Annotated in this window: 11 protein-coding genes; 9 read left to right on the top strand and 2 right to left on the bottom strand. The window is 72.8% G+C overall.

Annotated elements, in window-relative coordinates:
- Positions 1-16: 16 nt before the first annotated feature.
- The 5 genes from ACFY61_RS13195 to glmM all read left to right on the top strand — a co-directional run bounded on the left by ACFY61_RS13195 (position 17) and on the right by glmM (position 5623).
- Entirely contained in the window at positions 17-1645 is a 1629-nt protein-coding gene (locus tag ACFY61_RS13195; protein WP_389470826.1) for an ABC-F family ATP-binding cassette domain-containing protein, read from the top strand.
- Positions 1646-1672: 27 nt separating this feature from the next.
- On the top strand, positions 1673-2917 hold the full coding sequence (locus ACFY61_RS13200; protein WP_389470828.1) for a glycosyltransferase family 87 protein: 1245 nt from the start codon (positions 1673-1675) through the stop codon (positions 2915-2917).
- A 206-nt stretch (positions 2918-3123) separates the two neighbouring features.
- Positions 3124-3567, top strand: a complete 444-nt coding sequence (gene rplM / locus ACFY61_RS13205) for a 50S ribosomal protein L13 (RefSeq protein WP_389470831.1) — start codon at positions 3124-3126, stop codon at positions 3565-3567.
- 42 nt (positions 3568-3609) lie between these two features.
- The gene (rpsI, locus tag ACFY61_RS13210) at positions 3610-4125 is read left to right on the top strand and encodes a 30S ribosomal protein S9 (protein WP_219670493.1); all 516 of its coding nucleotides are present in this window, start codon (positions 3610-3612) and stop codon (positions 4123-4125) included.
- A 139-nt stretch (positions 4126-4264) separates the two neighbouring features.
- Complete coding sequence (glmM, locus tag ACFY61_RS13215) at positions 4265-5623, top strand: phosphoglucosamine mutase (RefSeq protein ID WP_389470834.1); 1359 nt, start codon at positions 4265-4267, stop codon at positions 5621-5623.
- Positions 5624-5713: 90 nt separating this feature from the next.
- On the opposite strand, the gene ACFY61_RS13220 is transcribed toward glmM, so the two are convergent.
- Entirely contained in the window at positions 5714-6664 is a 951-nt protein-coding gene (locus ACFY61_RS13220; protein WP_389470836.1) for a DUF389 domain-containing protein, read from the bottom strand.
- Positions 6665-6711: 47 nt separating this feature from the next.
- Positions 6712-7716: a type I pantothenate kinase gene (coaA, locus tag ACFY61_RS13225; RefSeq protein ID WP_389470838.1), complete on the bottom strand. Its 1005-nt coding sequence runs from the start codon at positions 7714-7716 to the stop codon at positions 6712-6714.
- A 254-nt stretch (positions 7717-7970) separates the two neighbouring features.
- Between coaA and ACFY61_RS13230 the strand changes: the two genes are divergently transcribed.
- The 4 genes from ACFY61_RS13230 to ACFY61_RS13245 all read left to right on the top strand — a co-directional run bounded on the left by ACFY61_RS13230 (position 7971) and on the right by ACFY61_RS13245 (position 12491).
- On the top strand, positions 7971-8747 hold the full coding sequence (locus tag ACFY61_RS13230) for a hypothetical protein (RefSeq protein ID WP_389470840.1): 777 nt from the start codon (positions 7971-7973) through the stop codon (positions 8745-8747).
- A 109-nt stretch (positions 8748-8856) separates the two neighbouring features.
- Entirely contained in the window at positions 8857-10704 is a 1848-nt protein-coding gene (gene glmS, locus ACFY61_RS13235; protein ID WP_389470841.1) for a glutamine--fructose-6-phosphate transaminase (isomerizing), read from the top strand.
- A gap of 19 nt (positions 10705-10723) precedes the next feature.
- Positions 10724-11092: a holo-ACP synthase gene (locus ACFY61_RS13240; protein ID WP_389470844.1), complete on the top strand. Its 369-nt coding sequence runs from the start codon at positions 10724-10726 to the stop codon at positions 11090-11092.
- A 4-nt stretch (positions 11093-11096) separates the two neighbouring features.
- A complete protein-coding gene (locus ACFY61_RS13245; protein WP_389470847.1) occupies positions 11097-12491 on the top strand; it encodes an NAD(P)H-hydrate dehydratase in 1395 nt (464 codons plus the stop codon).
- The last annotated feature ends 184 nt before the right edge of the window (positions 12492-12675 follow it).

The following is a 12675-nucleotide window of genomic DNA, read 5'->3' on the forward strand; positions in this document are numbered from 1 at the left end:
CCGGCGGGGCTGTTGAATGCCTGCCATGGGACATCTCGAAGCCGGCCATCTGGAGTACTACCTTCCGGACGGGCGGGTGCTGCTCTCCGACGCCTCCTTCCGGGTGGGGGAGGGGTCGGTGGTCGCCCTCGTCGGCGCCAACGGCGCCGGCAAGACCACCCTGCTGCGGCTGCTCAGCGGTGAGCTGGCGCCGCACGGAGGCTCCGTCACGGTCAGCGGCGGCCTCGGGGTCATGCCCCAGTTCGTCGGCTCGGTACGGGACGAGCGGACCGTGCGCGACCTGCTGGTCTCCGTCTCCCAACCCCGGATCCGGGCGGCCGCCGAGGCCGTGGACCGGGCCGAGCACCTGATCATGACGGTGGACGACGAGGCCGCGCAGATGGCGTACGCGCAGGCGCTGAGCGACTGGGCCGACGTACAGGGGTACGAGGCCGAGACCATGTGGGACGTCTGCACCACCGCCGCGCTGGGCGTGCCGTACGACAAGGCGCAGTTCCGCGAGGTGCGCACGCTCTCCGGGGGCGAGCAGAAGCGGCTGGTGCTGGAGGCGCTGCTGCGCGGCCCGGACGAGTGCCTGCTGCTGGACGAGCCGGACAACTACCTCGACGTCCCCGGGAAGCGCTGGCTGGAGGACCAGCTGCGCGCCACCCGGAAGACGGTGCTGTTCATCAGCCACGACCGGGAGCTGCTGTCCCGGGCCGCGCAGAAGATCGTGAGCGTGGAGCCGGGGCCCGACGGCTCGGACGTCTGGGTGCACGGCGGCGGCTTCGACACCTTCCACGAGGCCCGCAAGGAGCGGTTCGCCCGCTTCGAGGAGCTGAAGAAGCGGTGGGAGGAGAAGCACGCCCAGCTGAAGAAGCTGGTGGTCACCCTGCGGCAGGCCGCGGCGGTCAGCCACGAGATGGCCTCCCGGTACGCGGCCGCGCAGACCCGGCTGCGGAAGTTCGAGGAGGCCGGCCCGCCGCCCGAGCCGCCGCGGGAGCAGGACATCCGGATGCGGCTGCGCGGCGGCCGTACCGGCGTACGCGCGCTGACCTGCGAGAAGCTTGAGCTGACCGGTCTGATGAAGCCGTTCGACCTGGAGGTCTTCTACGGGGAGCGGGTCGCGGTGCTCGGCTCGAACGGCTCGGGCAAGTCGCACTTCCTGCGGCTCCTGGCGGGGGAGGACGTGGCCCACACGGGCGCGTTCCGGCTCGGCGCGAGGGTGGTTCCCGGCCATTTCGCGCAGACCCACGCCCACCCGGAGCTGTTCGGCCGCACGCTGGTCGACATCCTGTGGACCGAGCACGCGAAGGACCGCGGCGGGGCGATGTCGGTGCTGCGCCGCTACGAGCTGGAGCGCCAGGGCGACCAGCCCTTCGAGCGGCTGTCGGGCGGCCAGCAGGCCCGCTTCCAGATCCTGCTGCTGGAGCTGGCGGGCACCACGGCGCTGCTGCTGGACGAGCCGACCGACAACCTCGACCTGGAGTCCGCGGAGGCCCTCCAGGACGGCCTGGAGTCCTACGACGGCACGGTGCTGTGCGTGACGCACGACCGCTGGTTCGCCCGCAGCTTCGACCGCTACCTGGTGTTCGGGTCGGACGGGGTGGTGCGGGAGACTTCGGAACCGGTGTGGGACGAGCGTCGCGTGCAGCGTGAGCGGTAGAGCGGCGGAGCGGTAGGAGGCGCGGTGGTGGGGCTGGACGTGGCCGGGCGGGGGCACGCCCTCCTGGGGTGGCTGCTCCGGCCCGCCTCGCGCGGGTGGCGTGCGGTGTCGCTGGCCGTGGTGCTCGGGATCTGCGTGTCCACGAGCCTGCGGGAGAACTGGGGCAGCGACAACGCCTTCGTGGTCGGGGCCGCGGACACGCTGCTGGCGGGCGGTTCGCCGTACGAGGACAAGCGGTTCCTGTACCTGCCGAGCGCGGTGCTGGTCGCCGTGCCGCAGGCGCTGCTGCCCACCGGGGTGCTGCGCTGGGTGCTGCCGGTCGGGATGTCGGCGCTGCTGGTGTTCGGGTGGTGGTGCGCGCTGCGGCTGTTCTCCGTCCCGCGCGGCTCCCGCTTCGCCTGGGTCGGGTTCGCGGCGCTGGCCATCGGCTTCAAGCCGTACGTCAACCTGGTGCTGATCGGGAACTGGACCGCGGTGTCGGCGGCCGCGCTGCCGGCCGCCCTGCTGCTGGCCCACCGCCGGCGCTGGGCGGCGGCCGGGGTGGTCGTCGGGCTGGCGATCGCCGCGAAGCCGATGCTGGTTCCGGTCGGGCTGCTGTTCCTGCTGGCCCGGCAGTGGCGGGGCCTGGCGGCGGCGGTGCTGGTTCCGGCGGCGATGTCCCTGGTGGGGGCGCTGCTGATGCCGAGCCCGTCGCTGTTCTTCACCAAGACCCTGCCGTTCCTGCTCCAGGGCCAGGACGCGTACGCGCTGCCCTGGGACGCCTCGCCCATCGCGGTGCTGCCGCGCCTGTCGGTGCCCGCTCCGGTGGCGGTGGCGGTGGCCGGGGCGCTCGCCGCGGCGGGCCTGTGGGCGGCCCGGCGGCGCTGGCTGCGCCCCGACGACGGCGACGGGGCGCTGCGGCTGGTGGAGACGGCCTGCATGGTGATGCTCGCCGCGTTCCTGGTGTCCCGGCCGTCCTTCGACCACTACCTGCTGGTGGTGCTGCCGCTGCTGCTCGCGTCGCTGGTCCGGCCGGCTTCCGCCTCGCGTTCGCCCTGGTTCTGGGCGGCCGTGGTGCCGCAGGTGATCGGCATGCCGTGGAACTGGTTCTTCGTCTCCGAACGGCGGGCGTTCAAGGACTGCTTCACGCTGTGCGTCCTCGCGGTGACGCTGATGCGGGGGTGCGCGGTCCGCGGTCGGGGTAGTCTGGGGGACGAACGAACGGCAGGTGCCGTGTGCGCGCCGGGGTCCGCCGGAGAGTCCGCCCAGGCGGGATCCCGACCGGCGTTTTGACCCGTACGGGGCAGCGCAGGTATTCTGCTGGTTCGTTATGCGTATTGGCTTGTTCATTCTCACGTGAAAGGGCCCTTACGCCGGTCCACCGGGCCGATGACCAGCGGTACACACGGGTTGCGTCCCCGTAGTGCACCAGGGCTGTCGTGATCGTCCGTGGTGACCTTTGTCAGGACCCATCACTGAAGAAGCGAAGGCTACGAACCGTGCGTACGTACAGCCCCAAGCCCGGCGACATCTCGCGCCAGTGGCTCGTCATCGACGCCCAGGACGTTGTCCTGGGCCGTCTGGCGACCCAGGCCGCTGCCCTCCTCCGGGGCAAGCACAAGCCGACCTATGCTCCGCACATGGACATGGGCGACTTCGTCATCATCGTCAACGCCGACAAGGTCCACCTGTCCGGCAACAAGGCGTCCCAGAAGATGGCGTACCGCCACTCCGGCTACCCGGGTGGTCTGCGTTCCGTGCGCTACGACGACCTGCTCCGTGACAACCCGGAGAAGGCTGTGGAGAAGGCCGTCAAGGGCATGCTCCCCAAGAACTCCCTGGGCCGTCAGATGCTCTCGAAGCTGAAGGTCTACTCGGGCGACCAGCACCCGCACGCTGCCCAGCAGCCGGTGCCGTTCGAGATCACCCAGGTCGCGCAGTAATCCCGGCCACCCCCTAAGACACAGAGAATTCTGAGGAGAATCGTGGCCGAGACCACCTTCGAAGCCCCCGTCGAGGGCGACGAGACCTACGACGCTGTGACCACCTTCGAGTCCGAGGCGCCGGAGGGTGACTACACCTCCGAGTCCCTGGCCTCCCGCTTCGGCGACCCGCAGCCGGCCGCCGGCCTGGGCCGTCGCAAGAACGCCATCGCCCGCGTCCGGATCGTCCCGGGCACCGGCAAGTGGAAGATCAACGGTCGCACCCTTGAGGACTACTTCCCCAACAAGGTGCACCAGCAGGAAGTCAACGAGCCGTTCAAGGTCCTCGAGCTCGACGGCCGCTACGACGTCATCGCCCGCATCGCGGGTGGCGGCGTCTCCGGCCAGGCCGGCGCCCTGCGCCTCGGCGTGGCCCGCGCCCTGAACGAGGCGGACGTGGACAACAACCGCGGCCCGCTGAAGAAGGCCGGCTTCCTCTCGCGTGACGACCGTGCGGTCGAGCGCAAGAAGGCCGGTCTCAAGAAGGCCCGCAAGGCTCCGCAGTACAGCAAGCGTTAATCTCGCCTGCTCACTGCACGAATCCGCCCCGGCGGCACGCTCTGTGCTGCCGGGGCGGTTCGTTTACCGCCCCCCGCGGCATACCTGTCACACGCGGTTACGTACAAAGAAGTACCCAGCGCGAACTCGGAGGACAAAAGTGGGACGACTCTTCGGCACGGACGGTGTACGCGGTGTCGCCAACGCGGATCTGACGGCTGAGCTGGCGCTCGGCCTCTCCGTGGCGGCCGCCCATGTGCTCGCTGAGGCGGGCACCTTCGAGGGTCACCGGCCGACGGCCGTGGTCGGCCGCGACCCCCGCGCCTCGGGCGAGTTCCTGGAGGCCGCGGTCGTCGCCGGTCTCGCGAGCGCGGGCGTGGACGTCCTGCGCGTCGGTGTGCTGCCCACCCCGGCGGTGGCGTATCTCACCGGTGCGCTGGGTGCCGACCTCGGCGTGATGCTCTCCGCCAGCCACAACGCCATGCCCGACAACGGCATCAAGTTCTTCGCCCGCGGCGGGCACAAGCTCGCGGACGAGCTGGAGGACAGGATCGAGGGCGTCTACGAGGAGCACCGCACCGGCGCCCCGTGGCAGCGTCCGACCGGGGCGGGCGTCGGCCGGGTCACCGACTACGACGAGGGCTTCGACAAGTACATCGCCCACCTCATCGCCGTGCTGCCGAACCGCCTCGACGGTCTGCGGATCGTCCTGGACGAGGCGCACGGCGCGGCCGCCCGCGTCTCCCCGGAGGCCTTCGCCCGGGCCGGCGCCGAGGTGATCACCATCGGTGCCGAGCCGGACGGCCTCAACATCAACGAGGACTGCGGCTCCACCCACCTGGACCTCCTCAAGCGGGCCGTGGTCGAGCACGGCGCGGACTTCGGCATCGCCCACGACGGCGACGCCGACCGCTGCCTGGCCGTGGACGGCGCGGGCGAGGAGATCGACGGCGACCAGATCCTCGCCGTTCTGGCCCTGGCCATGCGCGAGGCCGGCCAGCTGCGGAAGAACACCGTCGTCGCCACCGTCATGTCCAACCTCGGCTTCAAGCTGGCGATGGAGGCGGAGGGCATCGAGCTCGTCCAGACCGGTGTCGGCGACCGCTACGTGCTGGAGTCGATGAAGGAGAACGGCTACGCGCTGGGCGGCGAGCAGTCCGGCCACGTGATCATCCTCGACCACGCGACCACCGGCGACGGCACCCTGACCGGCCTGATGCTGGCCGCCCGGGTCGCCGCCACCGGCCGCTCGCTGGCCGAGCTGGCCGGCGTGATGCGGCGGCTGCCGCAGGTGCTGGTCAACGTGCCGGACGTGGACAAGTCCCGGGTCGCCACCTCCGGCGAGCTGGCCGCGGCCGTGGCCGAGGCGGAGCGCGAGCTGGGCACCACCGGGCGGGTGCTGCTGCGCCCGTCGGGTACGGAGCCGCTCGTACGGGTGATGGTCGAGGCCGCCGACCTGGAGCAGGCGCGTTCGGTGGCCGGGCGCCTCGCCGACGCGGTCAAGTCCGCGCTGGGCTGACCCGCGGGGGCCGGCCGACCGGCGGAGCGGCACCGGCGGGGCCGACCGGCTCCGCCGGTGCCGCCCCGCCGGGCCCGGCGCCGCCTCGCTTCAGCGCCGGGGCAGGACCCGCTTCCAGCGGCCCCGCTGGGTGCTCCACAGCAGCTTCCAGCCGTACAGGGTCAGCACCCCGGCGAGCATGATCCCGCCGAGGTTGAGCAGCAGCTGCTCGGCCGAGCCCCACATCTGCCCGAGTTCGCCGTAGCTGAGTGCCACGGCCGCGTTCGCGGCGGCCGGGACGGTGGTCACCGAGATGGCGACACCGACCAGCGCGCCGGCCCGCGCCGAGGTCAGCGACAGCATGCCGGCCGTTCCGGCGAGCACGGCCACCACGAACGAGAACGGGTCCGGCTGCCAGATGAAGCCGGTGTTCGGTCGCGGATCGTCGAGCTGGGCCCGGTCGAACAGGCCCACGGCGTCCATCACCACGCTGAACACGGTGGTGGCGGCGATCGCCGCGGCGAAACCGATCAGCAGGGCCGCCAACGAGCGCGCCGCCAGCCTGGGCGCCCGCTGCACCACGGCGGTGCACACCCCGGCGAGCGGCCCGAACTCCGGGCCGACCGCCATCGCGCCGACGATCAGGACGGCGTTGTCGAGCACCACACCGCAGGCCGCGATCATCGTGGCGAGGATCATGAACGCGGCGTAGGTGATGGTGAGGGTGGACTCCTCGTGGGTGGACTCGGCCAGCTGCTCCCAGATCACCGCGTCGGCCGGCTCGCCGGGCGCCTCCTCCTCGGCCTCCTCGGCGCGCCTCGACAGCGAGAGGCCGATGCTCTCGACCGCGATCGAGCCGTCCTCGTCGATGCCCAGCTGCCGGAGCTCGTGCAGCAGCTCGTCACCGGCCTCCCGGGCGACGTCGCACAGCACCAGGTCGCCCCGTGGCTCGCGGGCGGCGCCCGGGAGCACGACCAGGTGGGTGGTGCCGACCGTGGACTCGATGGCGGACACCACGGCGTCCGTCCGGTCTGCCGGAGTGATCAACCTCAGATGCAGCATGCCCAGACCCTAAGCCGGACGGGCGGCCGGGGCCGGACGATGTGTCGCTAGAGCTTGCGCAGGCTCAGCCGCTGCACCTTGTGGTCCGGTCCCTTGCGGACGACCAGGTTGGCGCGGCCCCGGGTCGGGGCGACGTTCTCCAGCAGGTTGGGCCGGTTCACCGTGCGCCACATGGTCTGCGCGTACTCCAGGGCCTCCTCCTCGGAGACCTGCGTGTACTTGCGGAAGTAGGAGTGCGGGTTCTGGAAGGCGGTCTCGCGCAGCTTGCGGAACCGGTTGAGGTACCAGCGCTCGATGTCCTCGGCGCGCGCGTCCACGTACACGCTGAAGTCGAAGTAGTCGGCGAGACCGACCCTGGTCCGGCCGTCCTTGCCGGGCAGGGCCGGCTGCAGGACGTTCAGCCCCTCGACGATGAGGATGTCGGGGCGGCGTACGACGAGCCGCTCGTCCGGCACGATGTCGTAGATCAGGTGCGAGTACACCGGGGCGGTGACCTCGTCCTTGCCGGCCTTGATGTCCGCGACGAAACGGGTCAGCGCGCGCCGGTCGTACGACTCCGGGAAGCCCTTGCGGGACAGCAGGCCGCGCTCCCGCAGGACCTCCAGCGGGTAGAGGAAGCCGTCGGTGGTGACCCGCTCCACCCGGGGGTGTTCGGGCCAGCGGGCCAGCAGGGCCTGGAGCAGGCGGGCCACGGTGGACTTGCCGACCGCGACGGAGCCGGCCACGCCTATGACGAAGGGGGTGCCGGCCTGCGCGCCGTGGCCGTTGCGGCCGGCGTCGCCCAGGAAGGTGTTCAGCGCACCGCGCAGGTTGCTGGTGGCGCCGACGTAGAGGTTCAGCAGGCGGGAGAGCGGCAGGTAGACGTCCCGGACCTCGTCGAGGTCGATGACGTCGCCGAGCCCCCGCAGCCGCTCCACCTCGTCGGCGGTCAGCGGTAGCGGGGTCCGCTCGCGCAGGGCGCTCCACTCGGCGCGGCTGAGGTCTACGTACGGCGAGACGTCCGCGGTGCGGGGCCGGCTGCCGGGTGCGCTTCGTGGCGGCGAAGTGATCACACCGCCATTGTCGGCGTTCCGGCGCGGTTGTGGGTGGTGGGGTCGGTCACGTGCGCCGCGAATGGTTGTACCGATCTTGGTTTCGATTGGGCTGTGCCGGTGTACCAGCCGCGTCACGATCGACGGAAGTGCCGGAGGGCCGGGGCTGCCCGCCCGTAGATTTGATCACCTCCGGATCCCGCGCGGTCCCCTGTGGACGTTCCCAGGGAGCGCGGCCGGTCTTTTCCGCTCACATCTCTTCGGGGGGATCCACCGTGCGCAACACCCTTGTCCGCCGCTCCGTCATGTCCGCGTCCGCCGTCTCCCTGGCGCTCCTCGTCACCGCCTGCGGTGGCTCCGGGGACGCCGGGAAGGACGCGCCCAAGGGCGACGCCAAGGCCTCCGCCTCGGCTCCGGCCGCGTCCGACGCCAAGGGCAAGACGGACGCCGAGCTGGCGCCGCTGCTGGTGACCACGACCGAGCTGGCCGATCACAAGTTCGAGGAGGTCACCGCGGAGGAGGTCAAGACCGGGTCCGAGGCCACCAGCGACAAGGCGGACTGCAAGCCGCTGGTCCAGGCGCAGTACTTCGGCAAGGTCGGCACGGCCACCGGGGCCGCCCGCACCAAGCTCACCGCCGTGCCGAAGAGCCCGGGCGCCGACGCCTCCCCGGAGGAGAAGGCCAAGGCGGCGATGGGCGCGCTCGGCTCCACCGTCACCGGCATCACCCTCACCTCCTACGACGGTGACGGCGCCGCGGAGGCGTTCGCCTCGGTCAAGAAGGCGGGCACCGCCTGCGCGGCCGGCTACACCGCGACCGCCGCCGGTACGCCCGTGAAGATCGGCAGCGTCGCCGCCGGGCCCTCGGTCACCGCCGGCGACGAGGCCGCCGCGTACACCGTGATGATGGGCGAGGGCGACGAGAAGATCACCACCCACGTGGTCGCCGTCCGCAAGGGCAACACCCTCGCCACCTTCTCCTCGATCAGCCTGACCGGCACGGCCGAGCAGCCCAAGGTCGTCATCGAGGCGCAGGCCAAGAAGCTCGGCTGACCACCGGCCTGATCCGGCGTCAACCCCGCTCCCGCACATTCGCCGGAGCGGGGTTCTCGTCCCGTTCCGCTACCCGGCAGGACGCCACCGCGGGCGTACGCTGCCGCCTATGTGCGGAATCGTGGGTTACGTGGGAGCGCAGTCGGCGCTCGATGTGGTCATCGCCGGACTGAAGCGGCTGGAGTACCGCGGCTACGACTCGGCCGGGGTGGCGGTGCTCGCCGACGGGGGACTGGCGGCCGCCAAGAAGGCCGGGAAGCTGGTCAACCTGGAGAAGGAGCTCGTCAGCCGGCCGCTGCCGGCCGGTTCCACGGGCATCGGGCACACCCGGTGGGCCACCCACGGCGGGCCCACCGACGTCAACGCCCACCCGCACCTCGACAACTCGGGGAGGGTGGCCGTCGTCCACAACGGCATCATCGAGAACTTCGCCGCCCTGCGCGAGGAGCTGGCCGGGCGCGGGCACCGCCTGGAGTCCGAGACCGACACCGAGGTCGTCGCCCACCTGCTGGCGGAGTCGTTCTCCTCGACGCAGGACCTGGCGGAGTCCATGCGGCAGGTGTGCCGGCGGCTGGCCGGCGCGTTCACGCTGGTCGCGGTGCACGCCGACGACCCGGACACGGTGGTCGGCGCCCGCCGGAACTCCCCGCTGGTGGTGGGCGTCGGCGAGGGCGAGAACTTCCTCGCCTCCGACGTGGCCGCGTTCATCGCCCACACCCGGTCCGCGATCGAGCTGGGTCAGGACCAGGTCGTCGAACTCCGCCGCGACGGAGTGGTGGTCACCAACTTCGACGGCACGCCCGCCGAGGTCCGCGCGTACCACGTGGACTGGGACGCCTCCGCGGCCGAGAAGGGCGGCTACGACTACTTCATGCTCAAGGAGATCGCCGAGCAGCCGAAGGCCGTCGCCGACACCCTCCTGGGCCGGATCGACGGGAGCGGGTCGCTGACCCTGGACGAGGTCCGCATCCCCGCCTCCGTGCTGCGCGAGGTCGACAAGGTCGTGATCGTCGCGTGCGGCACCGCCTACCACGCGGGCCTGATCGCGAAGCTGGCGATCGAGCACTGGACCCGGATCCCCTGCGAGACGGAACTGGCCAGCGAGTTCCGCTACCGGGACCCGATCCTCGACCAGCGCACCCTGGTCGTGGCCATCTCGCAGTCCGGCGAGACCATGGACACCCTGATGGCGCTCCGGCACGCCCGCGAGCAGGGCGCGAAGGTGCTGGCCATCTGCAACACGAACGGCTCCACCATCCCCCGGGAGTCCGACGCGGTGCTGTACACGCACGCCGGGCCCGAGGTGGCGGTCGCCTCGACCAAGGCCTTCCTCACCCAGCTGGTGGCCTGCTACCTGGTGGCCCTCTACCTCGGCCAGGTGCGGGGCACCAAGTGGGGCGACGAGGTGCGGGCCGTCGTGCGGGAGCTGTCGGACATCGCGCGGGCCGTGGACGAGGTGCTCGCGACGATGGAGCCGGTGCGGGCGCTGGCCCGGTCCCTGTCGGAGAAGAACACCGTGCTGTTCCTCGGCCGGCACGTGGGCTACCCGGTGGCGCTGGAGGGCGCGCTCAAGCTGAAGGAGCTGGCGTACATGCACGCCGAGGGCTTCGCGGCGGGCGAGCTGAAGCACGGGCCGATCGCGCTGGTCGAGGAGGACCTGCCGGTGGTGGTCGTGGTGCCCTCGCCGCGCGGCCGGTCCGTGCTCCACGACAAGATCGTGTCGAACATCCAGGAGATCCGGGCGCGCGGGGCGCGGACGATCGTCATCGCGGAGGAGGGCGACGAGGCGGTCGTGCCGTACGCCGACCACCTGATCCGCATCCCGGCCACGCCGACGCTGCTCCAGCCCCTGGTGGCGACGGTGCCGCTGCAGGTGTTCGCCTGCGAACTGGCCACCGCCCGCGGCAACGAGGTGGACCAGCCGCGTAACCTCGCCAAGTCCGTGACGGTGGAGTGAGAACGAGGAGTGGCGGCTTGTGATTATCGGCGTGGGCATCGACGTTGCCGAGATCGACCGGTTCGAGGCCGCGCTGGAGCGCACGCCCGGCATGGCGCAACGGCTGTTCGTCGACGCGGAGCTGACGCTGCCCAGCGGTGAACGGCGCGGAATCGCCTCCCTCGCGGCACGGTTCGCCGCGAAGGAGGCCCTCGCCAAGGCGCTGGGCGCTCCGCCCGGCCTGCTGTGGACCGACGCGGAGGTGTACGTCGAGGACAGCGGCCAGCCGAGGCTGCGGGTGTCCGGCTCGGTCGCGCGCAAGGCCGAGGAACTGGGCGTCGCCTCCTGGCACATCTCGCTCAGCCATGACGCCGGGGTGGCGTCGGCGGTGGTGATCGCGGAAGGCTGAGCCCATGCGAACCGCTTACCGCGTGGACGAGGTGCGCGCCGCCGAGCGCGAACTGATGGCCGGGCTGCCGGACGGCGCCCTGATGCTGCGGGCCGCGGCCGGGCTGGCCGCCGAGTGCGCCCGGCTGCTGGGCCGGGTCTCCGGATCGAGGGTGGTCCTGCTGGTGGGCCCGGGCGACAACGGAGGCGACGCGCTGTACGCCGGGGCCCGGCTGGCCCGGCGCGGCGCCCGGGTACGGGCCGTCCCGATGGACCCCGGCCGGGTCCACCCCGGCGGGCTGGCCGCGCTGCTGCGGGCCGGCGGCCGGGTCGAGGACCGGGTGCCCGGCCGGGCGGACCTGGTGCTGGACGGGCTGCTCGGCATCGGCGGCCGGGGCGGACTGCGGCCGGGCGCGGCGGCGCTGGTGGACCGGATCCCGGCCGGGGCGCGGGTGGTCGCGGTGGACCTGCCGAGCGGGGTGGATGCCGACACCGGGGAGGTGCCCGGCGCGGCCGTCACCGCGGACCTCACCGTCACCTTCGGCGCGTACAAGCCGGGGCTGCTGGTCGACCCGGGGGCGTCGCGGGCGGGCGAGGTGCGGCTGGTGGACATCGGGTTGGGCCCGGTGCTGCCGCCCCGGCCCGCGCTGGAGTCCTTCGACGACGCGGACGTGCGGGCGCTGCTGCCCGCGCCCACGGCGGCCAGCGACAAGTACCGCCGGGGTGTGGTGGGGCTGGTGGCCGGCTCGGCGCAGTACCCGGGCGCGGCCGTACTGGCCGTGGCCGGCGCGCTGCGGGGCGGCGCGGGGGCGGTCCGGTACGTCGGGCCGGCCGCGGAGGCCGTACTGGCCCGGTACCCCGAGGTGCTGATCGGCGCGGGCCGGGTGCAGGCGTGGGTGCTGGGGCCCGGGCTGGGCGCGGAACCGGCCCGGCTCCCGGAGGGGGACGTACCGCTGCTGGTCGACGCGGACGGGCTGCGCGGCCTGTCCCCGGAAGTGGTGCGGGCCCGGACCGCCGGGACGCTGCTGACCCCGCACGCCGGGGAGGCGGCGGCGCTGCTCGGGGTGGCGCGGGAGGCGGTGGAGTCGCGGCGGCTGTGGGCGGTGCGTGAGCTGAGCCGGCGGTACGGGGCGACGGTGCTGCTGAAGGGTGCGACCACGCTGGTCGCGGCGCCGGACCGGGACGGGGTGCGGGTGAACCCGACGGGGTCGCCATGGCTGGCGACGGCGGGCAGCGGGGACGTGCTGTCGGGGCTGGCGGGCTCGCTGCTGGCGGCGGGGCTGGACGCGCCGGACGCGGCGGCGGTCGCCGCGTACCTGCACGGCCGGGCCGGGCGCCTCGCGGCGCGCGGTGCCCCCGTCACGGCGCACGAGGTGGCCCTGGCCCTCCCGGAAGCCTGGCGCTCCCTCACCCCGTCCTGAGCGCCCCCGCCCCGGCGGCCGCGCCCGCCCGGCCACGTGGGGCGCTGCCCCACGCCCTGCGCCTCAATCGCCGGCGGGGCTGGAGTGGTCTGGCCGGGGCGTTGGCGGCGCGGCCGGGTTCCGGCGGGGATTTCCAGCCCGAGCGGCGTTTGAGCGGGCCCGGCGGGGGCTCCGCCCGGGCTCG

Source organism: Streptomyces sp. NPDC012888 (genome assembly GCF_042900645.1).
In the GTDB taxonomy this organism is placed as follows: Bacteria; Actinomycetota; Actinomycetes; order Streptomycetales; family Streptomycetaceae; genus Streptomyces.